Below are 22,756 nucleotides of genomic sequence, written 5' to 3' on the forward strand. Positions count from 1 at the left end.
GTGGTCTGGCTATGTTCAAATTCCCACCCTCGGTTCCCGAGTATTCGGCGCGCCCGGATACCGCGTCCAAGCGCGCCTGGAGCGAACCCGACACCTCCTCGCCGCGCCGCTTCCTCGGCTGGCTGCTGGCGCAGCAGGGGCCGAGTTTGATCATCGCCTCGCTGGTGGCGGTGGTCGAGTTCATCCCGGGGGCCGTCGGGCCGTACCTGATCGGTCAGGTGATCGACCGCGGCGTGATCGTACGGGACATGGGCCAGGTCTGGTTCTGGTCGCTGCTGCTGCTCGCCACGATCTGTGTCGGCATCGGCTTCGGCATCCTGCGGCACACGATGATCGTCAGCCAGTGGCTGATCGCGATGTACGGGTCGATGAAGCTGGTCAACCGGAAGACGACGCAGATGGGCCACGTCCAGCTGCGCCGGGTGCCGGCCGGTGAGGTGCTGTCGGTGTCGTCCGGCGACTCCGACATGTTCGGCGCGCTGTGTGAGGTGCTGACCCGGGCCGCCGGCGCATTGATCGCCTACCTGGTGGTGGCGGGGCTGGTGCTGTCGACCTCGTTCCAGCTCGGCATCGTCGTGTTGATCGCGGCGCCGGTGCTGGTGGCGGCGGCCCTGCCGCTGCTGAAGCCGCTGGAACGGCGGCAGGCCGTGGAGCGGAGCCGGCTGTCCGAGTTGACCTCGCTGGCCACCGACATCGTCGCCGGGCTGCGGATCCTGCGCGGCATCGGCGGAGAGCGTACGTTCGCGCAGAACTACGCCGATCAGTCGCAGGTGGCCCGCAAGGCCGGCGTCGCCTCCGGCACCTGGGGCTCGTTGGTCGACGCGACCGCCGTGCTGTTCTCCGGGCTGCTGCTGGTCACGCTGACCTGGCTCGGCGCCCAGCAGGTCGCGGCCGGCCAGCTGACGGTCGGTTCCTTGATCAGCTTCTTCGGCTATGCCGTGTTCATGATGTTCCCGGTGCAGACGTTCTTCGAGTTGGCCCAGACCTGGGTGCGCTGTCTGGTCTCGGCCCGCAAGGCGGTCGCCGTGCTGGAGCAGCGGCCGCCGTGGGGTGCCGAGGGGGCGGGCACGCTGCCGGCGCGCTCCGAGATTGCGGATCGCGAGTCCGGCTTCGTCGCCCATCCCGGCGAGCTGACCCTGGTGGTGTCGGCGGTGCCGGACGAGACGGCGGCCCTGGCCGATCGGCTCGGCCGCTATCTGCCCGCCGACGTCGAGCAGGTCGGCCTGGACATCGACGAGTCGATCAAGGGCAAGGAGGCCAAGGCGGCGCGCACCAAGCAGAAGGAGGCGCGGGCCCGGCAGGCCGCCCGTGATCATGAGGTGGCCAGCCGGGACTGGGGCGTCACCGTCGGCGGCGTCGACCTGGCCGCGGTGGACATCGCCGAAGTGCGCCGGATGATCATGGTCTCGGACACGACCAGCCAGGTCTTCGCCGGCACTCTGCAGACGGCCATCGATCCGCTCGGCCGGCTGAGCCGGACCGAGGCCGAGCGGGCGATGCACACGGCCGCCGCGGAGGACGTCTTCGACGCCATGCCGGGCGGCTGGCAGGGCCGGATCGACGAGCGCGGCCGCGGCCTGTCCGGCGGTCAGCGGCAGCGGGTGGTGTTGGCCCGGGCGGTCGCCGCCGACCCGGAGGTGTTGATCTTGGTCGAGCCGACCTCGGCGGTCGACGCGCACACCGAAGCCATGATCGCCGCCCGGCTGGCCGAGCACCGGCGCGGCCGGACCACGATCGTCATGTCGGCCTCGCCGCTGCTGTTGCACTACGCGGACCGGGTGGTCCTGTTGCACGGCGGCGAGACGGCAGCCGCGGGAACGCACGAAGAACTGTTACAGCACAACGCCGACTACCGCCGGGTGGTCGTGCGAAGCATGGAGGAACCGGGATGACTCAGCTGATCACCCCCTTGGAGGGATCGGCGGAGACCTGGCGCGAGCACGCCCACGAACCGCGGGTGCCGGCCGCGCTGATCCCGCCCGAGCGGGCCAAGCCGGTGCAGCGGCTGCGCCACTGGAAGGCGCGTCACCTGCTCCGGGAGGAGCGCGCGCGGCAGGTCTTCGAGGCTTCCCGCAACCCCGAGCGCGGGCTGCCGGTGGCGGAGAACAAGCAGGTGACCGGCTTCCTGGTCGACCTGTTCAAGACCCGTCGCGGCATGATCACGCTGATGCTGGTGCTCAACGGTCTGGCCGCGGTGGCCGGGCTGCTGGTACCGCGCATCCTCGGGTCGTTGATCGACGCGGCCAGCGCCACCGGCACGCTGGTGGCCACCCTGAACGGCCTCGCGCTTGCGGTGGCCGGAGTCGTGATCATCCAGGCCGGAATGACCTTCCTGGCCCGGGCGTCGGCGACCCTGTTCGGTCAGGACGTGCTGTCCTCGGCCCGGGAATACGTTGTGCAGACCGTGCTGCGGCTGCCGCTGGGCCGGGTCGAGGGGGCCAGCTCGGGTGACCTGGTCACCCGGGTCACCCGCGACGTCGGCGCGATGAGCAACAGCGTGCGGCAGGGTGTGCCGGAGGCCGTGATCGCCTCGATCACCGCGCTGCTGACCATCGTCGCGATGCTGCTCAACTCGATCTGGCTGTCGCTGCCGTTGATCTTCACCGGTGCGCTGTTGATCTTCTTCGTCCGTCGCTATCTGAAGCGGGCACCGAAGGGCTACATCACCGAGGGCGGCACGTACTCCGACATCAACACGACCCTGACCGAGACCGTCGAGGGCGCCCGGACCGTCGAGGCCCTCGGGCTGCAGCGGTCCCGGAACGTGATCAGCGACGACGACATGGCGGCCTCGGGCCAGGCCGAGCGCTACACGATGGCGCTGCGCAACCTGCTGTTCGTCGGGATGGACACCGGCTATCAGGTGCCGCTGGTGCTGACCCTGCTGCTCGGCGGCTACGGCTACGTCAACGGCTGGGTCACCCTGGGCCAGATCACGGCGGCGACGCTGTACATCCAGCAGGTGACCGATCCGCTGAGCCGGCTGATCCGCAACCTGGACCGGCTGCAGGTCGGCATCGCCTCGACCACCCGGCTGCTCGGCATCGCGGCGGTGCCGCAGGACCGGGAGCCGGGCGAGGCACGGCCGACCGACACGCAGATCGTCGGCCGGGATCTCCGCTTCGCCTACCGGGCCGATCACGACGTGCTGCACGGTGTGGACCTGAAGCTCGAGCCGGGCGAACGGCTCGCCATCGTCGGGCCAAGCGGCTCGGGCAAGTCGACCCTCGGCCGGCTGCTCTCCGGGATCAACGGTCCGCGGACGGGCTCGGTCAGCGTCGGCGGCGTCGAGCTGACCTCGCTGCCCTTGCCAGTGCTGCGGACCGAGGTGGCCCTGGTGACCCAGGAACACCACGTCTTCGTCGGCACCATCCGGGACAACATCGTGCTGGCCCGGGAAGAATCGGGCGACGACGTGGTGATCCAGGCCCTGCGCACCGTCGACGCCTGGGACTGGGTGGAACGGCTGCCCGAGGGCCTGGACACCATGATCGGCTCCGGCCGACTGGCCCTCACCCCGGCCCAGGCGCAGCAGATCGCCCTGGCCCGGCTGGTCGTCGCCGACCCGCACACCCTGGTCCTGGACGAGGCCACCTCGCTGATCGATCCGCACACGGCGCGTCATCTGGAGGGATCCATGGCCGCCCTGTTGCAGGGCCGCGCCGTCGTCGCCATCGCGCACCGGTTGCACACGGCGCACGACGCCGATCGGATCGCCGTGGTGATCGACGGGCGGATCGCGGAGTTGGGCAGTCATGATCAACTCGTGGCCGCTGATGGGGAGTACGCCAGCCTTTGGCGGGCTTGGACTTCTTGATCTCTGGGGTTGCTGCCGCGGTGGGTCTGCCGAGCGGAGCCCGTGTGGCGTCGAGCGTGACCATTTCCACCTGAGACCTGCGAACCCGGGTGGAAAGGGTCACACTCGACGGCTGCCGGACCGGAAGCCGGTTGCCGCGACGCGACCAACGCGCGTCGGGTTGGGTCGGGATCCACCGCCGAGCTCCGCTGGGCTCAAGAGAGGTTCGAGATCTCCCGCCGGCGTGCGTCGAGTGGACTGTTCGGCCAGCTTCCAGGCACAGATCCGCGGCCAAAGCGTCCACTCGAAGAGTGCAATCGAAAACCCGGCGCACAACCGGTCGTCGGCCGCGATACCCGGCCGACCGCTCCACCCCGCCCGCCCTTGGCGCGTCTTGTCCGGACGGCCGAAGCCCCAGGTGAGGGCAACTCCCTGAGCCTGCCGAAGGGCCGGCCAGTCGGCGCCCCCCGGGTCGGCCTGACGGTGGACCGATGTCGCAGATCTGACAATGGTTCGCGAAATCGGGCCGAAATGGGCAATCCGGCCAACGATTGTCAGATCTGCGACAGGAGGGCACCGACACCCCGGCCCAGACCGGTGGCTGGCCGTTCTTCCCGCTGACCGCTCCGACCGTCCTGGACGCGTCATTCCGGCCGACCGCCCCGGGAGAGGAGCACGGGCCTGGCTGGCCCTTCGACAGACTCAGGGAAGGGAACAAGCGTGTTGGCTACTGGGTCGCACTGACTGGGGCTCGGTGGGGGTTTGGTGCCGCAGGGGGCGGCGTGGGGAGGTGGCGGGTGGCTAAGAGGGCGATGAGGACGAGGGCCAGGGCGGCGGCGAGGGCTAGGGCAACGGCGGTGGCGGAGGGGAGGCCGGCGTGGAGGCGGTCGAAGTAGACCGAGCCGATCAGGGCGATGCCGGTGGCGGAGCCGAGTTGGAAGACGGTGTTGATCACGCCGGAGGCACTGCCGGCTGATTCGGCCGGGACCTCCTGCAGGGCTACGGCGACGAGCTTGCCCATCGTCAGGCCGAGTCCGAGTCCGAAGATCACCGCGGACGGGAGCAGTTGCCAGAGCTGGAGCGATTCGGCGGCCAGGAAGACCGTGAGGGCGATGCCGGCGATTCCGGTGAAGCTGGCCAGCAGGCCGAGGGCGACCAGACCGCGGCCGGCTTTCGCGCCGACCGACAGGGCCAGGCCGTTCCCGGCGATGATGCCGAGGGTGGCCGGCAGGAAGGTCACCGCGGTGATCATCGGGGAGAATCGAAGCACCTCCTGCAGGTGCAGGGTGAGGACGAAGAACACAGCCATTCCGGCCAGGAACAGCCAGGCCACCAGCAGGCCGGGGCCGAAGCCGGGTCGCCGGAGCAGGCCGAGGTCGAGCAGCGGCTCGCGGCCGGCTCGCGGCCGGTGCCGCTGATGGGCGAGGAAGATCAACAGCAGTGGTACGAAAGCGATCAGCAGCAGCACCGACCACCACGGCCAGCCCGACGGCATCCCCTGGATCAGCGGAACCAGCAGACTGAGCACAACCGCGCCGGCCAGCAGCGTGCCGACGGCGTCGACTCTGACGGCGGCGGTCGATGCGTTCCGGCGCGGCATCAGCGCGGCGATCATGATCATGGCCAGGACGCCGACCGGCAGGTTGACCAGGAAGATCGGCCGCCAGCCGAGGCCGAACAGATCGGCGCCGGTGAGCAGTCCGCCGAGCAGCGGGCCGGCCAGGCCGCCGATCGGGAAGGTGATCCCGTACAGCCCGAACGCCTTGCCCCGCTCCTCGGGCGGGAACTCGGTCTGCACGTAGGCCAACACCTGTGGCACCATCAGGCCGGCGCAGGCGCCCTGGGCCAGCCGGGCGATGATCAACACCTCGACCGTCGGGGCCAGACCGGCGAGCAGCGAGGTGAGGGTGAAGCCGGCGATCCCGACCAGCAGCAGCGACTTGCGGCCGTACCGATCACCGAGCCGGCCGCCGGTGATCAACAGCAGTGCGAAGGTCAGCGTGTAGCCGGCGGCGATCCATTCCAAGGCCGATCCGGAGGCGCCGGTGGTGGCGCGGATGGACGGCAGGGCGACGGCCACGATCTGGCTGTCGACCATGTCCATGAACACGACGACGAGCAGGGGAACCAGGGCGATCCAGCGGCGCGGGTGATTGAGGCGGAGGTCGTTCATGGATCCATAATCAGCCACACAGATGACACTGTCAACCAATCGGATGACTATGTTCTCCGGGCGGTAGAGTGCGATCCATGGCGCGGCGCACTCCCGGACCCGACGAGCGGCAACGCGATCCGGAACGGACCCGGCAGCAGATCCTGGACGCCGGGCTGGCGGAGTTCGCGGCCAAGGGATATGCCGGTGCCCGGGTCGGTGACATCGCCGAGCGGGCCGGCGTCAACAAGCAGCTGATCTCGTACTACTTCGGCGGCAAGGACGGTCTCTACCGGGCCGTCGGCGAGCTCTGGTGGGAGTACGAGAGCGCCGAGCTGCAGGTGATCGACAACCTGCCCGAGCAGGTCCGGCAGTACGCGATCGCCGGAGCCAGCCACGGTCAGTCCGCCCGGCTGCTGGCCTGGGAAGGGCTGGCGTACACCGGCACGGACGGTGACGTCGACAGCGAGGAACGCGACCGGCGGCTGCGGCAGAACGCCGAGTTGATCAAGGAGGCGCACGCCGCGGGCCGGCTGGACTCCCGGTTCGATCCGATGATGCTGATGTTGATCTTCCTCTCCGCCGCCAACGCCCCGGCGGTCTACCCTCAGCTGGTACGCGGCCTGACCGGCGAAACGGCCGAATCGCCCGAGTTCATCGGCAGGTTCGCCGATCAGTTGGGGCTGGTCGCCGAGCTGTTACTCTCCGAAGCCGACGACACCGAGCGGGCGTGACCTGTGACCGTGCCCATCCACCAGTTGTCTCGGCGGGAGGCGCGTCGGGTGGCGGTTCGCGCGCAACTGCTCGACAGCAGCCGGCCCAGTGATCTGGCTGAGACGGTGCGACACCTGACGCTGCTTCAGAACGACCTGACCGCCGCGGTGGCGCCCAGTGCCGGGCTGGTGGCGTGGAGCCGATTGGGGTGGTCCTGCTCCCGCCACGCGGTCGCCGAGGCTGTTGATCACCAGTCGTTGATCGACCTGCGCGGAATGCTGCGGCCGGCCGAGGACCTCGCCCTCTATCGCGCCGAGATGGCCGAGTGGGCGGGCGAGGCCGAGGGCCGACCGGAGGCGGAGTGGGTGCGCGCCAACGAAAGTTTCCGGCGAGACCTACTGGCCGAGCTGCGACGAGACGGTCCGTTGACGCAGCGCGAGCTGCCGGACACCTGCGAGGTTCCGTGGCGGTCGTCGGGCTGGAACAACAACCGCAACCTCGCGACGATGCTCGAGTTGCTGGTGGTCCGCGGTGAGGTGGCGGCTGCCGGGCGACGGGGCCGCGATCGGCTGTGGGACCTCGCGGAACGGATCTATCCGGACGACGACCCCGTGCCGCAGGCGGAGGCGTACCGGATCCGGGACGAGCGGCGGCTGAAGGCGCTCGGAATCGCGCGCGGTCGGGCAGCGGAGTGTCCGTTCGAGCCCAACGATGTCGGAGCGGCCGGAGAGCCGGCCGTGATCGAGGGCGTGAAGGGGGAGTGGCGGGTCGACCCGAACTACCTCGGCGGCACGTTCACCGGCCGCGCGGCCATCCTGTCACCGCTGGACCGGCTGGTCTTCGACCGCAAACGGATGGCCGAGATCTTCGAATTCGACTACCAGCTGGAGATGTACAAGCCGGCGGCGAAGCGGCGGTGGGGCTACTGGGCGATGCCGATCTTGTACGGGGATCGGCTCGTCGGCAAGATCGACGCCACCACCGACCGCGAGCACGACGTGCTGCGGGTGGACGCGATCCACCAGGACGTGCCGTTCAGCAAGATCATGATCACCAAGGTCAACCGCGAACTCGCCGACCTCGCGGACTGGCTGCAGGTTTCGCTCGAGGTCTGACGCGGCCCGGTCCGGCTGGGCGGGGTCGATCACCGATGCCGGACGGTCGCCGAGAGGTTGTCCAGCACTCGGTCGGGGTCCGGTGCGTCGGCGAGCAGCCGCTGAATCGGGCCGAGCACGGCCTGCACGCTGAGCAGCCGGGCTGCCACGTCGCGGACCGCCGCCAGCAGTCGGCTGCGTCGGAACATCATTCGGGCCAGGGCGCGGGAGTTGTCCTGGGCCGCCTCGACCCGGGTCCGCTGGGCGCGCTCGTACGCGGCAAGCAGGTCGGGCAGCGGGACGTCCGTGCCGCGGGTGATCATCCGAGCCAGCACCCAGGCCGACTCCATCGCCATCCCGGCGCCGATCCCGGCCGTCGGCAGGAAGCCGGCGCCGGCGTCGCCGAGCAGCACGGTCCGCCCGGTCGTCCAACGGTCCGCGCGGCAGTCGGTGAGCGGCCAGTAGTACGGATCCGGGTCGGTCGCCAGCGCGTCGAGGACCCGATCCAGCCGCGGACTGACCCGACGGAGCTTCCGGCGGATCCCGGCGACGAACGCCGGCGGCCCGACCGCCAGGTCCGCGGTCGGCCCGCCGACGATGGCGCCGATCCGGCCGGCCACCGGATAGGCGCCGAGGAAGAAGCCGGCGCCCCAGAGCTCATCGCCGAGATCTTGATCTTGATCGGCCGGCAGCCAGATCACCCAGCCCGCCCAGCCGGTGTCGACCGTGCCGACCCGATCCGCCGGCAGTACGAGCTCGCGGGTGGCGGAGTGGATGCCGTCGCAGATGATCACCAGGTCGAACTCCAACTCGGCCGTGCCGGCGGCGGCGGCGAGGGTGACGGTCACCGCCTCGGCGGTCTCGGTCAGCCCCGTGACGGTGGTCTTCGAGGTGACCCCGCAGTCGTCGCCGCTGAGCACCTCGATCAGCTCGCCGCGCCCGATCCCGCGGTAGTCCCCGTACTGGTCCAGGATCGAGGCCATCGAGTCGGTCCGGATCCGCCGGCCGGTGTGGCCGAACAGCCCGTACCGGTTGAGCGGCACGCTCGCGGCGCGGTAGGGCTCGCGGACCGCGAGCTCGTCCAGGACCGGGTCCACCATCGGCATCAGCGCCAGCATGTAGCCCGGATGGCCACGGTCGTGGCCGCGCTCGATCAGGACCGGCCTCAGCCCGGAGCGGCGCAGCAACTGCGCCGCCGTGATCCCGGCGATCCCGGCGCCGACGACGAGGATCCGCGGACCGTCGCCGATCCGCTCGTACTGCTGCTCGACGGGCACGGTGCTGAGCACGATGAGTCCTTCCGACGATTGTGGACCACCTGGTCCACTCCGACTGTAGCACGGAACTGGACCGGGTGGTCCAGAGCGCGTTCGGCGACTAGGCTGCGTGCTCGTGGCAGAGAACGCGCTCGACCGGATGGCGCCGGAGCGTCGTCGGCGACTGATCCGGGTCGCGGCGGAGGAGTTCGCCGGCGCCGGCTACGACCGCGCCTCGCTGAACGTGATCATCAAGCGCTGCGGGCTGAGCAAGAGCTCCTTCTACCACGTGATCGCGTCGAAGCAGGAGTTGTTCGATCGGGTCGTTCGTGATCTTGCCGCCGAGCTGGTCGAGCGGATTCGGATCCCGGCGCCCGAGGAGCTGTCCGGGGACGCCTTTTGGCCCGGGGTCGATGCGATCTTCGCCCGGCTGCTTGAGGCGGCCGGGGAAGATCAGGCCCTGGTGGCGCTGGGCCGGATGCTCTACGGGCCGGGTGCCGCCGACGAGCAGGTCACCAGCGCGACCTGGTCCGCCGTCGAGGGCTGGATCGACGCCGCCCTCCTGGTCGGCCGCGACAGCGGAGCGGTCCGCGATGATCTTCCATCCGCCCTGCAACGCCGGCTGGTCTTCGCCGTGCTGCGGGCCATGGATGAGTGGAGCCTGACTCAGCCGGACGTTGCCGACCTGGAGTCTTTGGCCCGGGCCCAGTACGAAGCGATCCGGCGGCTGCTGGGTACGTGATCTTGTCCGTTCCCTGAGCCTGTCGAAGCATGTCCTGAGCCTGTCGAAGGGGGCAAACCAGACCAGCTCGCGGCCGGGCGCCGGTTCCGGCGATGGCCGGTGCCGCCGGTAGTCCTTCTCGACCGGTCCTGCACCTCGCCGGGGCGTCGAGGGGATTGTGATCCCGAAGCCCCCTCCGGGAGGACGGCACGGACTGGCCTGCCCCCTTCGACAGGCTCAGGACATGCTTCGACAGGCTCAGGGAACGGAAGAATCGCGCTCAGGGAACGGAACGATCGCGCTCAGGGAACGGAACGATCGCGCTCAGGGAACGGAACGATCGCGCTCAGGGAGCGGACCGGCGGGATCAGGCCTGGCCGTCTTCGTAGTACTGGATCAGGTCCGGGTCGAGGGCGGGGATGGGGAGGCAGGAGTTGTCGCCGCGGATGGAGTCGGTGGCGAGGAGGGCGGCGGCTACGGCTTGGCGGGCGGCGATCGGGGAGGTGCGGGTCGGGCCGCCCTCGGCGGCGAAGCGGAGGAATTCGGCGATCATCAGGGTGTCCGCACCACCGTGCCCGCCGATGCCACCGGCGATGATCGTGGTCTCGTCCGGCTCCGCGTACCCCATGTGCCGTCGGTTCCACAACCCGATCTTGTCGCCGGGGCCGTCGCCGAAGTTCTCGATCCGGCCCTCGGTCCCGATCACGGTGTAGTTGCGCCAGTAGTCGGGGGTGAAGTGGCACTGCTGGTACGAGGCGAGCACGCCGTTGTCCAGCCGCAGCTGCATCATCGAGATGTCCTCGACGTCGACCACCGGGTTGAGCCCGGTCAGCGAGGTCGGCGGCCAGTTGTCCAGGCTGAACCACTCACCCATCCGCTCGCCGGTCCGGTCCCGCCGGTCGGTGATGTCGCCGTAGACGGCGAGTGCCCCCATCGCGGACACGGCGGTGCTGTAGCCGCCGGCCAGCCAGTGGATCACGTCAAGATCGTGGGCGCCCTTCTGCAGCAGCAATCCGGTCGAGTTGCGCCGGTCGGCGTGCCAGTCCTTGAAGTAGTAGTCGCCGCCGTGGCTGACGAAGTGCCGGCACCAGATCGTCTTCACCTCGCCGATCCGGCCGTCGGTGATCAGCTCGCGCAGCTGGGTGATCGCCGGCATGTGCCGCATGTTGTGGCCGAGATAGAGCCGGGTCTTGTTCTCGTGACCGGCGCGCAGGATGGCGTCGCAGTCGTCCAGCGTGGTCGCCATCGGCTTCTCGCAGAAGACGGCGATGCCGGCTTCCAGGGCCGGCACGGCCACCGCGCGATGCTGATGATCGGGGGTCGTCACCAGGACCGCGTCGATCCCGGATCCCAACAGGACCTCGAGGTCGGCGGTGACCGTGGCTTCGGGCAGGGTGGCCGCGGCGTCGCTGCGGCCACGTTCGCTGGTGTCGCAGACGACGGTCACCTCGATGCCGTCGTCCGGCCGGTGGGCGTGCCGCCACAGCCCGGCCCGCTGGCCGAATCCGACGACACCGATCTTGAGAGACATGTTGTCCCCACTCCTCTTGTCAGGTGGAATCCCTGGCGAACAACGTCCAGGGGAACTCGTGCAATCGGCCCGGCGAGGCGTCCTCGCCGACCGCCCGGGCACGGATGATCTCCGCCAGCCGGTCGAAGAAGTCGGTCGGCCCGACGGTGGTCAGGGCCGGATCCATCTGTTCGCTCTCCAGCGTGTTGCCGACGCCGGCGACGGCGACGTCCTCCGGCACCCGCAGCCGCAACCGTTGGGCCGCATGGATCGCGCCGATCGCGGCGAAATCGGTGGTGGCGAAGATCGCGGTCGGCCGGTCCGGCAGGGTGAGCAGCCGCATCGCGGCCGCGTAGGCGCCGACCGCGTCCCGCGGATAGACCTCGACATAGTCCTTGCGCAGCGGCAAACCGGCGGCGGTGAGCGCGGAAGTGTAGGCGTGGTAGCGGTAGGCCTTGCCGCGCCGCGTCGACGCGGTCAGACAGCCGATCTTGGAGTGCCGCTGCAGCAGATGATCAACAGCGAGCCGGCTGGCCGGCATCGCGGTCGATCTGATCACGTCGAAGCCACCCGGATCGAGCTGCTCGTTGAAGATCACCAGCCGATGGCCGCGGTCGACCAGGTCGGCGAGCCGCTCCTGCTCCTTCGGCGAGTCGGGCACGGCATCGAGGAACGCCACGTCACACGGCTGACTGAGCAGCACCGGATGCCAGTCGCTGTCGGCCATGATCAGCGTCGTCATCCCGTGCGGCGACAGCGCCCGGTTGACCGCCTCGGCGACGGCCTGCGACCAGGGATCGGACAGCATGGTCAGCGACAGCAGCACGACCCCGGTCTTGCCGGTCCGCATCGACCGCGCCGCCGGATTGGGCCGGTAGCCCAGCCGGTCGGCCGCCTCCCGGACCCGGCGCGCCGTCTCGGTCGAGACTCCGGACGCGCGGCCGGCGCGCCCGGAGACGACGTAGGACACGGTGGCGGTGGAGACACCGGCCTCCTCGGCGACCATGCGCAGCGTCGCCCGACCCGCGCGTGCCGTCGGCGCAGCCATACCGTGTCCTCCTCCGGGTCGTAGCTGATCATTCTGTCACCGGTACGTCCTTCGGCAGCACCGCCTGGTATTCATCCCGGATCTTGTGCCCGCCGCCCTCCTGCCACCGCTTCAGCGCCGCCGGATAGTCGGCCATCGTGGCCCGGCCGGTGATGATGTCCACCACCTTGTCCCGGATCTGCTGGACGATCTTGGTGTTCACCTTCGACGAGGTGTCGGAATAGGTGCCCGAGGTCGGGTTGCGCATGGCGTACGTCAGCAGCGTCTTCTCGGCCGCGTAGATCTTCTCCGAGTCCTCGGTGTGCTCCGGGTTGTAGATCACCGTCTCCGGGTTGGCCATGATGCACAGGGCGCTGACCAGCCCGGGGACGTTGGTCTGCCCGGCCGTGGTCAGGGTCGGATTCCCGTTGCCGTCCAGGGTGAAGTCCTGCTCCGCCTCGCCGAAGTTCTTCTGCACGTACTCGGCGGTGCCGAACGGCGCGGACAGGTAGTTGATCAAGGACAGCAGCTCGCGCAGCCGGCCCTCGTCGGCCTTCTTGAACGGGGTGAAGCCGACGGTGCCGTAGCCCATGTCGTAGATCGGCTTCGCCTGGCCGTCCCAGCCGAACGGGATCAGCGCCTCGCCCTGCATGGTCTGATCGAAGTCACGCAGCTCGCCGATCCCGGTCGGGCCGACCGACACGAACGCGGAGATCTGGCCCTGAGCCACCTTCGGCCGGCCGTCCGGCAGATTGGCGTCCGGGTAGAAGCAGCCGGCGGCGAACACCTTGGCCGCGAACTCGACCGCGGCCTGGTATTCGTCGGTCTCATAGATCCCGGTCAGCGTCCGGTCGGCGTTGACCCGCCACCCGTTGGGCGCGCCGAACCACTCGCCGAACATGTGCAGCATGTTGATGTAGGCCGGCTCCAGCGCGTACTTCTTCTCATTCGGCCGGGTCAGCTCCTCGGCCTTCTCGAAGAACTCGTCGGCGGTCTTGCACTGCAAGCCGCCGACCTGGTCCCACGCCTTCGGGTTGCCGATCATGACCTGGCCGAACGGGGTGCTGGGAATCGGCGCGCCCCAGATCTTGCCGCCCACCACCGCGGTCCGCCACGAGGCCGGCTTGAGCGCAGCGAGGTTGGGGTAGTCGAGCACCGCATCGCCGGAGAGGTACGGAGTGAGGTCGGCGAACTTGGCCTCCAGCATCGGCCCGACGTTGGGGATGCCCTGGTTGGGCGGCAGCCACATGACGTCGGGCAGGTCGTCGCTGGCCAGGATGGTGGCGAACTTCTCCGGATAGCCCGGATCGGTGCCGATGATCAACTCCAGGTCGCCGCCCAGCTTGGCGTTCAGCCGCTGCCAGAACGGGTTCGATCCCATCGGCGGCGGTGGCGTGCTGAAGGTTTCGGTCAGCCCGGAGACCTTGGCCTTCAGCGGCGCCGCCTCGGTGCTGGCGACGAACTCCTTCGGCATCGTCAGATAGACCGGCTGCAGTCCGTCCTCGTTGCCGGGATGGTCGGGCTTGACGCCGGTGAACTCCTGGTAGGTCGGCAGTTTCACCTCGGCCGACGCGGCGGCTCCGCCGGTGTCGGTGCCGCCGGCCGGACCACAGGCCGCGGTCGCGGTCAGCGCGGCGACGCCGGCGACCCCGAGGAAGCCGCGCCGGCTGAGCGCGGCGGGAGGAACAGCTGACATGGCAATGCCCTTCTCTCGTGGGGTTTCAGCCCTTGATGGCGCCGGTGATGACGCCCTTGGTGAAGTGCCGTTGCAGGAACGGATAGACGCAGATGATCGGGACCAGCGCGACCATCACGATCGCCATCTGCAGCGACTGCGGCGGTGGGAGTTGTTGCACGCCGAGCTGATCGGCGGTCAGCGAGGTGCCCTGGAGGACGTACGTCCGCAAGATCACCTGGATCGGCCACTTCTCGGAGTCGTTGATGTAGAGCAGCGCGTTGAAGAAGGCGTTCCAGAAGCCGACGGCGTAGAACAGGCCGACCACCGCGACCACCGCCTTGGACAGCGGCAGCACGATCCGGCGCAGGATGGTGATGTCCGAGGCGCCGTCGATCCGGGCCGACTCGATCAACTCGGCCGGGATGTTCATGAAGAACGAGCGCATCACGACGAAGTTGAACGCGCTCAGCGCGCCGGGCAGGATCAACGACCAGAGCGAGTCGAGCAGGCCGAGCTGCCGGACCATCAGATACATCGGGATCAGGCCGGGCGCGAACAGCAGCGTGAACAGCACCATCAGCAGTACCGGCCGGCCGAACAACACCGGCCGGCTGGTCGCGTAGGCCAGCGTGATCGTGGTGAACAGGGCGATCGCGGTGCCGCCGAGAGTGACCAGGATGCTGACCGCGATCGCCCGGAACACCAGGCCGCCGCCGAACAGGATCTGGTACGACTTCAGGGTCGGCGAGGTCGGCCAGAGCACATAACCGCCGGCCTCGATCACCTGCCGGTCATCGGCCAGCGAGGTGGAGACCACCACCAGCAACGGGATCAAGATCGTCAGGCTGATCCCGACGATGACGATCCCCTTGATGCTCTGGTAGAACGGGGACGGCTTTTCCTTCCATACGGGGCGTTCCGTGCTGTGCCGGGCCATCAGAAGCTTCCCTTCTTCTGGAAGATCCCGGCCTCGCCGAAGCGGTGCGCGATCGCGTTGGCGGCCCAGATCAACAGCGCGCCGACCACACCCTTGGCCAGTCCGGCGGCGGTGCCGGCACTCCAGTCGCCGCCGATCACCCCGGCGTAGTAGGTGAAGGTGTCCAGCACTTCCGCGGCGCCCGCCCCGACCGAGTCGCGTTGCAGGATGAACTGCTCGAACCCGACGGTGAGGATGTCGCCGATCCGCAGGATCAACAGCAGGATGATCACCGTTCGCAGCGCGGGCAGGGTGACGTGCCACATCCGGCGCCAGCGCCCGGCTCCGTCGGAGGCGGCGGCCTCGTACAGGTTGACGTCGACGTTGGCCAGCGCGGCCAGGAAGATGATCATGGCCCAGCCGGCGTCCTTCCAGATCAGCTGCAGCGTGATCAGCCAGGGGAAGGTCTCCGGGTTGGTCATGATCGCCCACGGCTCCAGGCCCCAGCCGCGGAGCAGGTTGTTGAGCAGGCCGGCGCCGCCGAGCGACTGCTGGAACAGGGCGATCACCAGCACCCAGGAGAAGAAGTGCGGCAGGTAGACGATGCTCTGGAAGGCCCGCCGGATCCGGTTGCTGATCAAGGAGTCGACCAGGATGGCCAGCAGCAGCGGCACCGGGAAGAAGAAGACCAGCTGGAATCCGGCCAGCACCAGGGTGTTGCGCAGGGCGTTCCAGAAGTCCGGGTTGAGGTAGAGGTCGGCGAAGTTCTGCAGCCCGACCCAGTCGCTCTGCCGGATGCCGAGATAGGGCTGATAGTCCTGGAACGCGATCACGTTGCCGAGGATCGGGACGTAGAAGAACAGCACCAGGAACGCCACGCCCGGGATCATCAGCAGCAGCATCTGCCGGTCGCGATACAGCCGGGCCCGGAGGGTCAGCCGGCGCGGAGCCGAGCGGGGAGACGCAGGCCGGGTGGCCCGTTCGAGCACCGAGGTCATCCGATCCCCTTCGACTGGCTGGCTGGTGAACGCGGGTGGTAAACAGGAATGTTAAACGATTAACGAGACACTAAGCGACACCCAGGAAGTGCGCAAGCCCCGAGTTGTCAGAACTGAGTTGTGCCCGGGGGCTCCTCAGTTCTGACAACTCGGTGGGTGAGATGTGGGTATTGACATGGAATGGAGTTCCAGGTGGGCTTGGTGGAACCGATCGATGGAGATGGGAGCGGTCAATGGGTACTGGGGGACTTCGGGCGGGGGCGATCGCGGGGCTGGTCGCCGTACTGTGTCTGGCCCAACTGATCACCGCGCCGACGGCGTCGGCCGCGGAGACGGCGGCGCCGCGGACGTTCGACGCCGAGCCGCTGAACCAGCCACCGTCGGGAGCCACGGTGCAGGGCTCGGTCGCGGTCACGCCGCGGCTCGGCGGCACCGGTCGGGCGGTGCAGTTGACCGATGCGTCGGCCTCGCTGCAGACCAAGGCCTACTTCCCGGCGCCGGCGGTCAACTCGCGGCACTTCGAGTTCGATCTGGCGATCACCGAGTGGGGCAGCGCGTCGCTGTTCGCCATCCGCGGGTCGGGTGACAACGCGGCGCTGGGGGTCTTCCGGTTCATGATCACCGCGAACGCGACCAGCACGGTGCTCTCGGTCTACAACGGCACGGCCTGGCAGACGATGGGGACCGAGCCGGTCAGCCTGCGCAACACGTACCGGAAGATCGTCGTCGACGCCACCGCCGATCTGGCCTCGGTCACCTTCAACGGCAACCGGCGCTCGACGACGATCAAGGCCTCGGCCGGCTCGCCGATCACCGGCATCGAGTTCGTGTCCGCCGGCACCCAGCCGACCGGCAGCTCACAACAGGTGGACAATCTGATCATGCACTCGACGGTGGTCGCGATCGATCCGGCCGGCAGCCAGATCCGGTTCCCGGACATCACCAAGCTGGCCAACGGCACGCTGCTGGCGGTCTATCACAGCGCCACCGCGCACACCAACGCCAACGGCGATATCAAGCTGGTCAGCTCCACCGACGGCGGCGTCAATTGGAGCAGTCCGCGGACGATCGAGGACGGGACGTTCGGCAGCGCCCACTACGACGCCCGCGATCCCAAGATCAGCAAGCTGTCCGACGGGACGCTGCTGGTCAGCTTCTTCGTCACCGAGTGGCCGGCCGGTCAGCCGAGCAAGCAGCACGGCACCCACGTGATCAGGTCCACCGACAACGGCGCGACCTGGAGTGCTCCGGTCGAGGTCGACTCGGCGATGGATCCCGATGCGGGCGGCTGGAACGGCAGCCACGGCGCGGCCGTCGAGCTGTCCAACGGCGACGTGCTGATCCCCTTGTACGGAAGGGTTCCGGGGGACACGACCTCGCGCGCCACCGTGGTCCGCAGCACCGACGGCGGGCTGACCTTCCACCGCTCGAGCGAGCGCATCATCGGCTCCGGCGGCGGGGTGAACTTCCAGGAACCGAATGTCTCGGTGCTGCCGGGCGGCCAGCTGGTCTCGCTGATCCGGATGGCCAACGGCTCCGGCGCCGGCATCGCGGCCCGGCTGAGCCGCTCGACCGACGGGGGCCAGACCTGGAGCACGCCGGTCGTCACCGACATCATGGCCTCGTCGCACCATCAGCTGGTCACCTCGACCGGGGCGCTGCTGCTGACCTGGGGCGCGATCACGCCGTCGACGCGGCCGACGTACGGCCAGTTGATCAGCAACCCGGCCGGCCCGTGGGACGGCATCGCCGAGACCCGGATCTATGACACGACCCGCGGTGATCAAGCCAACCCGAGCAGCGTCGAGCTCTCGCCCGGCCGTTACCTGACCCTCGGCTACGACGTCAGCCGGCGCACCCTGACCGCCGTCTTCAGCACCACCGCCGAGTATCAGTAGGGGTTCAGCAGTCGTCGTCGTACTGGCAGTCGATCGGGTCGACCTCCAGCGTCCAGGGATCGTACGTGGAGGTGTAGTCGCGGTCACCGACGCTGAAGGCGATCTGGTGGTCGCCCGCGAACCGCACGTCGGAGGGAAGCTCGCCGTACATCGGGCCGTAATAGACCAACGATTCCTGGCGTAACGGTCCGCTGCCGCGGCCCAGCCTGATCACCGGCCACTCGTCGATCCAGTTGTCCCGCTGCACCACCAGGTCGGACCCGTCCGCCGCCTTCGTCGATGCGACCGGTCTCCCGGTGCCACCGATCACGTGGGAGGCCACCGACATGGGCACCAGGATCGCACCGAGCCCTACCGCGGCGATGGCCGCCGCGACGCGCACCGGCACGCACCAGGGCGCCAAGGCGAAGGTAACGCCGAGAAAGAGGAACAGGACGGCGACTCCGATGGTGCCGAAGGTGCCGGCGTGAGCCAGATTGAACGGATTCATGATCGCCAACCCGGTGACGAGTGCGCCGCCCGCGGCCGCCGAGGTCGAAGCCAGCACGACCGGGAGTCGCAGGCCCGCTCCGCGCAGTTGTGCTCTCTCGGTCATGGCGCCGACGGTAACGACGGGCCGGGCCGATAGGGCCGGGCTGCGCATTCGGATCCGTCATGGGGCCATAAGGGGCTCAGGCGAGCAGCAGCACCTTGCCGAGGTTGTCGCCGGATTCCAGGTGCCGGTGGGCCGCGGCGGCTTCGGTCAGCGGGAAGGTGGTCTGCGGGGCCGGCTTGATCCGGCCGTCGTTGATCATCGGCCAGATCGCCTCGGCCACCCGGGCGCAGATCGCGGCCTTCTCCGCGATGGGCCGCGGCCGCAGCAGGGTGGCGTGGATCGTGGCGCGCTTGGCCAGCAGCCGGCCCAGGTCGAGGGTGCCGGCGCGGCCACCCTGCAACCCGATCACGATCAGCCGGCCCGAGGTCGCGAGCAGCCGTACGTGCTGCTCCAGATAGTCGCCGCCGACGCTGTCCAAGATCACGTCCAGGCCGGTGCGGTCGGTGATCGCCTCGATCGCGGCCGCCCAGTCGTCGCGGTAGGACAGCGCGTGGTCGGCGCCGATCGAGCGGCAGTAGTCCAGCTTCTCGGTCGAGCCGGCGGTGCAGATCACCTCCGCGCCGAGTTGCTTCGCGTACTGGATCGCGAACGAGCCGATGCCGCCCGCTCCGCCGTGCACACAGAACCGCTCGCCCGGCCCGAGCCGGGCCAGGTCGAGGTTCGCGACCACCGTGGCGGCGACCTCGATCAGGCCACCGGCGGTGATCAGATCGACCCCGTCCGGAGGCCGTACGACCTGCCCGGTCGGCGCGACCACGACCTCGGCGTAACCGCCGCCGGCGAGCAGCGCGACGCACGGCTCGCCCACCTTCCAGCCGGTGACGTCCGGCCCGACCGCCGAGATCGTTCCGGAACATTCCAGGCCCGGGATCGGGCTCGCGCCCGGCGGTGGCCGGTAGCTGCCCTGCCGCTGCACCAGATCGGCCCCGTTGACGCCGATCGCCCGGGTCCTGATCGCGACCTCGCCCGGCCCCGGGCTCGGCGCTTCCACCTCGACCGGTCGCAGTGCCTCCGGGCCGCCCGGTTCCAGAACGTCGATGGCCAGCATGGCGCCAGGTTGTCACACCGGCACCACATCCGACCGGCGCGGCCGGCGACGGTGCCACTAAGATCGACGATGGCCTTGGCCGGAGACTCTCCGGCCGCGGACCGGGCGAGGTCGCATAGTGGACTAGTGCAGGCGCCTTGAAAGCGCCCGAGCGGGTGAAACCGTTCCGTGGGTTCGAATCCCACCCTCGCCGCCGATCCGGGTCTCAGGTTTGGGGAATCCGGTGCCGGGTACTCCCGGCGTGATCTTCCCCGGTGGTCTTGGGACTTAAGGTGAGCACTGTGAGTGAGCAGGATGCGCGGGCCCGCAACTCGAAGACCGAGACGCACCTGCTCACGCCCAGACCCCCGGTGCGGGCGTACGCCATCGCCGCCGCGGCCGCGATCGCCGGAGCCGCGCTGATCGTCGCCGGCACCGTGGCGGCCCTGGAGCCGGTCCGGATCGTCGGTGTCGTGTTGCTGGTGCTCGGCGCCGGGCTGGCGATCGTCGCCCTGATCCTGGTGCTGCGACTGAGCACCACGGTGATCATGGACGGCGCCGGGATCGAGGTGCGCCGGCTCGGTCGTCGGCAGCGGATCCCGTGGTCGGAGGTGACCTCGGTCAAGGCCACCCGGCATCACTTCATCGTCGTCGCCAGCTCCGGCGGCACCGAGTTCGTGAACCCCCGGGACGACGAGGACCGGGGCGTGGTCGCGTTCATGACCGCGGTCCGGGACCGACTCGACGCCAACCGCGGCTACGGCAGCTAGCCCGAGGCGAGAAGGTCAGCCGGTGTACTTCGGCCTGGAGGTCGCGGCGATGTCCGGCCGGAACTTGCAGGAGTCGCCGGTGTCGTCGCTCGCCTCGTCCTTCTTGTCGTCCGGTTCCTTCGTGTTCTTGTCGGACTCGGGCGGATCCGATTCCTTGGTCTCCGGGTCCTTCGGCTGCTCGCTGGACGGCGGCGGGTCGGCCGGTTCGCTCGTCTGCGGATCACCGGGGGCCGGTGACTGCGTCTGCTTCTTGGGCTTCTTCTCCGACTCGCCGATCGCCTTCCGGACCCGCTCCCGCATCATGTCGAAGTCGGGCCGGTAGACCAGGAAGCCGTCCTCGCCGTGGGTGAACACGACGCTGCGGATGTTGCCGCCCTGCACCCGGGTGGCCAGCTCGACCATCGCCGGCAGCATCTCCTGCGGGATGTCGGTCTGGACGATCTCCTTGCCGGCCTTGGCGATCGCCTCGTAGCGGGCCAGCAGGTTGGCCGGATTGGCCTGTTTGATGATCGCGTCGATCACGCAGCGCTGCCGGTCCATCCGGGAGAAGTCGCTGTAGCCGTACCGGCCGCGGGCGTACCAGAGCGAGTCCTTGCCGTTCAGGTGCTGGCTGGGGCCCGGGGTCAGGAACTCGGACGGCGGGATGTGGGCGTCGCTGTCGCCGCCCTTGGGGATGTAGAAATTGACGTTCAGGGTCAACCCGCCGAGGGCATCGATCAACTGCTCGAAGCCCTTGAGGTTGACCAGCACGTAGTAGTCGATCTTGAGCCCGAGCGCCTCGCCGGCCGAGATCTTCACCACATCGGCGTTGAGGTTGTCGGTCTCGCCGAGGACGTCCTTGGGCACGTTGGCCGGGACGTTCTCATACATCGCGGTCAGGCAGAATTCGAGATCATCGCCGTTGCCGTTGGTGAAGCCGTCCGGGTAGTACTGGTGCAGCGGCGAATCCTCCGGGAACGGCATCCTGGCGGTGCAGCGCGGCAGGCTGATCAGGGTCGTGTTACCGGTCTTGGTGTCGATGCTGGCGACGATCACCGTGTCGGTGCGGATGCCCGGGCGCTTGGAGTTTCCGTCGCCGCCGAGCAGCAGGACGTTGAGCCGATCCTTGCCCTTCCATGGATCGTTCTGATTCCCGTGCGGATTCATGGTCGGCCGGGTCGCGCTCTTGCTGTTGTCCTGGCGCTGGAAGACCTTGGCGACCAGGTCGGCCTGGTCGTAGCTGTAACGCGCGGCGACCGCCATCGGGGCCGCGACCGCGAACGCGAGCAGACCGACCAGCAGGCCGCCGGCGATCCGCTGCGGCGAACTCGGCTTGTTCCGGAGCGCCAGGTGGCTGGCGATGACGACGACCACCCAGGCCAGGCCGATGATCACGGCGATCACCGAGACCAGATTGAGCAACTCGGGTGTCACCGCGATGCTGGCCAGGCCCTTCGGGTCGACCACGGCCCAGAGGCCGAGGGTGACCAGGCCGAGGACGAAGACCGTGAGCACAATTGCCCCGGCTTTCTTCCGGCCGGCCGCGAGCAGTCCGGCGCCGGGGACGACCGCGCCAAGAATCGTGAACAGGACGGTCCGCCGGAATCCGGGGGTGTCGACCGTCCGCCGGCTGCTCCGGCTGCTGCCGCTGCCGTTCCGGCCGGAACGGGCCTCGCGGGCGCGTTGCCGGGCCCGTGCCTGACGAGCCGAGGTTTCGGGCAGGTCCCAGTGCCACTGGTCTTGCTCATCTGCCACGGACTTTGACCCCCAACACGACCAACTCTTTCGGGACCCGGCTTACCCTATGCGCCGGGTTTCTGTCGACTCAACGCCCTGGTTCAACGACACTTTGCCTCTTGTGGTTCCCGATCGGTACTCTTGGGCGGTCTCGGCGCGTCCGAGTCGGGGAGGCGTCGCCTAGTCCGGTCTATGGCGCCCGCCTGCTAAGCGGGTTGAGGGTTCATCCCCTCTCGCGGGTTCAAATCCCGCCGCCTCCGCCCTGAAAGGGAAACGCCGGGTGGCTCCATGATCAGGAGCCCCCGGCGTTTGCTGTGTCAGCGGGTCAGTCGTCGTCGAGCTTGCCCTCGCGGCGGCTGGTCGCGACGAGGGCGCGAACGTTGGTCAGGTTGCCGCAGTGCGAGTCGATCTGGCGGTTCCGTTCGGTGACGAAGGCTTCGCCCAGGTCGGACTTGGCCCGGGATCCCAGCGCCGCGCGGGCCGGGTTGAGGATGGTCAACTCCTCCTCGACGAGGTGATGGCTGATCACCGCCGACAGCTTCTCCACCGCGTCGTCGAACGCGGCCGTGGCGGTCCCCTTCAGCTCCAGCACCGCGAGCAGGGCCTCATGGCCTTCGGCGTGCTCCTCCTCGCCGTGCTCGGCCTCGTGCGTGCCGACCGCAGAGCGCTTTCTGAGTTTGGGGTAGACGAACTTCTCCTCGGCCTCGGCGTGGGCGACGAGGATCGTGGCCAGCGCGTCGAGGACGGCGGGGCGGTCCGACGTCGCGTCTCGCAGCTGCCGCAGCAGATCCTCGAACCGGCGATGGTCCTGCAGGATCAGCTCGATCACATCACCCGAGACCGGCCGGCCGACATCGATGACATGGTTCATGTCCTCAGTTCTACCGC

18 protein-coding genes and 2 tRNA genes are annotated in these 22,756 nt (G+C 69.0%); 9 read left to right on the forward strand and 11 right to left on the reverse strand.

Annotated elements, in window-relative coordinates:
- Positions 1-11 precede the first annotated feature (11 nt).
- Both FNH24_RS04495 and FNH24_RS04500 read left to right on the forward strand, forming a co-directional pair.
- On the forward strand, positions 12-1,892 hold the full coding sequence (locus FNH24_RS04495) for an ABC transporter transmembrane domain-containing protein (RefSeq protein ID WP_152360948.1): 1,881 nt from the start codon (positions 12-14) through the stop codon (positions 1,890-1,892).
- Positions 1,889-3,817 carry an ABC transporter ATP-binding protein gene (locus FNH24_RS04500; RefSeq protein WP_152360949.1) on the forward strand — a complete coding sequence of 643 codons (1,929 nt, stop codon included), beginning with the start codon at positions 1,889-1,891 and terminating at the stop codon, positions 3,815-3,817. Before FNH24_RS04495 ends, FNH24_RS04500 begins: the two co-directional genes overlap by 4 nt.
- Positions 3,818-4,523: 706 nt before the next feature.
- Here FNH24_RS04500 and FNH24_RS04505 read toward each other — a convergent pair.
- Positions 4,524-5,969, reverse strand: coding sequence for an MFS transporter (locus tag FNH24_RS04505; protein WP_152360950.1), 1,446 nt, complete (start codon positions 5,967-5,969; stop codon positions 4,524-4,526).
- 77 nt (positions 5,970-6,046) lie between these two features.
- Here FNH24_RS04505 and FNH24_RS04510 point away from each other — a divergent pair, with 77 nt between their 5' ends.
- Positions 6,047-6,682 (forward strand): TetR/AcrR family transcriptional regulator, encoded by a 636-nt coding sequence (locus tag FNH24_RS04510; protein WP_152360951.1) that lies wholly within the window; start codon positions 6,047-6,049, stop codon positions 6,680-6,682.
- Between the two features lie 48 nt (positions 6,683-6,730).
- Positions 6,731-7,777 carry a DNA glycosylase AlkZ-like family protein gene (locus tag FNH24_RS04515; RefSeq protein WP_246186747.1) on the forward strand — a complete coding sequence of 349 codons (1,047 nt, stop codon included), beginning with the start codon at positions 6,731-6,733 and terminating at the stop codon, positions 7,775-7,777.
- 29 nt (positions 7,778-7,806) lie between these two features.
- On the opposite strand, the gene FNH24_RS04520 is transcribed toward FNH24_RS04515, so the two are convergent.
- Positions 7,807-9,045, reverse strand: a complete 1,239-nt coding sequence (locus FNH24_RS04520; RefSeq protein ID WP_217428037.1) for an FAD-dependent oxidoreductase — start codon at positions 9,043-9,045, stop codon at positions 7,807-7,809.
- 103 nt (positions 9,046-9,148) lie between these two features.
- On the opposite strand from FNH24_RS04520, the gene FNH24_RS04525 reads away from it, so the two are divergent.
- Entirely contained in the window at positions 9,149-9,754 is a 606-nt protein-coding gene (locus tag FNH24_RS04525; protein WP_217428038.1) for a TetR/AcrR family transcriptional regulator, read from the forward strand.
- 346 nt (positions 9,755-10,100) lie between these two features.
- Here the strand turns inward: FNH24_RS04525 and FNH24_RS04530 are convergent, their stop codons facing one another.
- From FNH24_RS04530 to FNH24_RS04550, 5 genes are read right to left on the reverse strand one after another with little or no spacing between them, the layout of a single operon-like run.
- Positions 10,101-11,264, reverse strand: coding sequence for a Gfo/Idh/MocA family protein (locus FNH24_RS04530; RefSeq protein WP_152360954.1), 1,164 nt, complete (start codon positions 11,262-11,264; stop codon positions 10,101-10,103).
- Positions 11,265-11,283: 19 nt separating this feature from the next.
- On the reverse strand, positions 11,284-12,291 hold the full coding sequence (locus tag FNH24_RS04535; RefSeq protein ID WP_152360955.1) for a LacI family DNA-binding transcriptional regulator: 1,008 nt from the start codon (positions 12,289-12,291) through the stop codon (positions 11,284-11,286).
- Positions 12,292-12,319: 28 nt separating this feature from the next.
- Positions 12,320-13,966, reverse strand: a complete 1,647-nt coding sequence (locus FNH24_RS04540; protein WP_152360956.1) for a type 2 periplasmic-binding domain-containing protein — start codon at positions 13,964-13,966, stop codon at positions 12,320-12,322.
- A gap of 25 nt (positions 13,967-13,991) precedes the next feature.
- On the reverse strand, positions 13,992-14,885 hold the full coding sequence (locus FNH24_RS04545; protein ID WP_152360957.1) for a carbohydrate ABC transporter permease: 894 nt from the start codon (positions 14,883-14,885) through the stop codon (positions 13,992-13,994).
- Positions 14,885-15,862 (reverse strand): ABC transporter permease, encoded by a 978-nt coding sequence (locus FNH24_RS04550; protein WP_152360958.1) that lies wholly within the window; start codon positions 15,860-15,862, stop codon positions 14,885-14,887. Before FNH24_RS04550 ends, FNH24_RS04545 begins: the two co-directional genes overlap by 1 nt.
- Positions 15,863-16,095: 233 nt before the next feature.
- Here FNH24_RS04550 and FNH24_RS04555 point away from each other — a divergent pair, with 233 nt between their 5' ends.
- Entirely contained in the window at positions 16,096-17,760 is a 1,665-nt protein-coding gene (locus tag FNH24_RS04555) for a sialidase family protein (RefSeq protein WP_161605992.1), read from the forward strand.
- 4 nt (positions 17,761-17,764) lie between these two features.
- Here FNH24_RS04555 and FNH24_RS04560 read toward each other — a convergent pair whose 3' ends face one another.
- Positions 17,765-18,355, reverse strand: coding sequence for a hypothetical protein (locus tag FNH24_RS04560; RefSeq protein WP_152360960.1), 591 nt, complete (start codon positions 18,353-18,355; stop codon positions 17,765-17,767).
- Positions 18,356-18,431: 76 nt separating this feature from the next.
- Positions 18,432-19,403, reverse strand: coding sequence for an NAD(P)H-quinone oxidoreductase (locus FNH24_RS04565; RefSeq protein ID WP_152360961.1), 972 nt, complete (start codon positions 19,401-19,403; stop codon positions 18,432-18,434).
- Positions 19,404-19,507: 104 nt separating this feature from the next.
- Between FNH24_RS04565 and FNH24_RS04570 the strand changes: the two genes are divergently transcribed.
- Positions 19,508-19,596: transfer RNA gene (locus tag FNH24_RS04570), tRNA-Ser, on the forward strand.
- A gap of 88 nt (positions 19,597-19,684) precedes the next feature.
- The gene (locus FNH24_RS04575; RefSeq protein ID WP_152360962.1) at positions 19,685-20,152 is read left to right on the forward strand and encodes a YcxB family protein; all 468 of its coding nucleotides are present in this window, start codon (positions 19,685-19,687) and stop codon (positions 20,150-20,152) included.
- A gap of 15 nt (positions 20,153-20,167) precedes the next feature.
- Here the strand turns inward: FNH24_RS04575 and FNH24_RS04580 are convergent, their stop codons facing one another.
- Positions 20,168-21,886 (reverse strand): LCP family glycopolymer transferase, encoded by a 1,719-nt coding sequence (locus tag FNH24_RS04580; RefSeq protein WP_152360963.1) that lies wholly within the window; start codon positions 21,884-21,886, stop codon positions 20,168-20,170.
- Between the two features lie 151 nt (positions 21,887-22,037).
- On the opposite strand from FNH24_RS04580, the gene FNH24_RS04585 reads away from it, so the two are divergent.
- Positions 22,038-22,128, forward strand: a tRNA-Ser gene (locus FNH24_RS04585).
- A 65-nt stretch (positions 22,129-22,193) separates the two neighbouring features.
- Here FNH24_RS04585 and FNH24_RS04590 read toward each other — a convergent pair.
- Positions 22,194-22,739, reverse strand: coding sequence for a hemerythrin domain-containing protein (locus FNH24_RS04590; protein WP_152360964.1), 546 nt, complete (start codon positions 22,737-22,739; stop codon positions 22,194-22,196).
- Positions 22,740-22,756: the final 17 nt, after the last annotated feature.

Origin of the sequence: Microlunatus speluncae (assembly GCF_009299835.1) — a bacterium.
Lineage (GTDB): Bacteria > Actinomycetota > Actinomycetes > Propionibacteriales > Propionibacteriaceae > Microlunatus > Microlunatus speluncae.

Excerpts from the sequence above, each read along its gene's own strand:
- FNH24_RS04505 (WP_152360950.1), bottom strand. The coding sequence starts at position 5,969 with ATGAACGACCTCCGCCTCAATCACCCGCGCCGCTGGATCGCCCTGGTT.
- FNH24_RS04545 (WP_152360957.1), bottom strand. The coding sequence starts at position 14,885 with ATGGCCCGGCACAGCACGGAACGCCCCGTATGGAAGGAAAAGCCGTCC.
- FNH24_RS04500 (WP_152360949.1), top strand. The coding sequence starts at position 1,889 with ATGACTCAGCTGATCACCCCCTTGGAGGGATCGGCGGAGACCTGGCGC.
- FNH24_RS04560 (WP_152360960.1), bottom strand. The coding sequence starts at position 18,355 with ATGACCGAGAGAGCACAACTGCGCGGAGCGGGCCTGCGACTCCCGGTC.
- FNH24_RS04540 (WP_152360956.1), bottom strand. The coding sequence starts at position 13,966 with ATGTCAGCTGTTCCTCCCGCCGCGCTCAGCCGGCGCGGCTTCCTCGGG.
- FNH24_RS04495 (WP_152360948.1), top strand. The coding sequence starts at position 12 with ATGTTCAAATTCCCACCCTCGGTTCCCGAGTATTCGGCGCGCCCGGAT.
- FNH24_RS04550 (WP_152360958.1), bottom strand. The coding sequence starts at position 15,862 with ATGACCTCGGTGCTCGAACGGGCCACCCGGCCTGCGTCTCCCCGCTCG.
- FNH24_RS04530 (WP_152360954.1), bottom strand. The coding sequence starts at position 11,264 with ATGTCTCTCAAGATCGGTGTCGTCGGATTCGGCCAGCGGGCCGGGCTG.
- FNH24_RS04535 (WP_152360955.1), bottom strand. The coding sequence starts at position 12,291 with ATGGCTGCGCCGACGGCACGCGCGGGTCGGGCGACGCTGCGCATGGTC.
- FNH24_RS04565 (WP_152360961.1), bottom strand. The coding sequence starts at position 19,403 with ATGCTGGCCATCGACGTTCTGGAACCGGGCGGCCCGGAGGCACTGCGA.
- FNH24_RS04510 (WP_152360951.1), top strand. The coding sequence starts at position 6,047 with ATGGCGCGGCGCACTCCCGGACCCGACGAGCGGCAACGCGATCCGGAA.
- FNH24_RS04590 (WP_152360964.1), bottom strand. The coding sequence starts at position 22,739 with ATGAACCATGTCATCGATGTCGGCCGGCCGGTCTCGGGTGATGTGATC.
- FNH24_RS04555 (WP_161605992.1), top strand. The coding sequence starts at position 16,096 with ATGGGTACTGGGGGACTTCGGGCGGGGGCGATCGCGGGGCTGGTCGCC.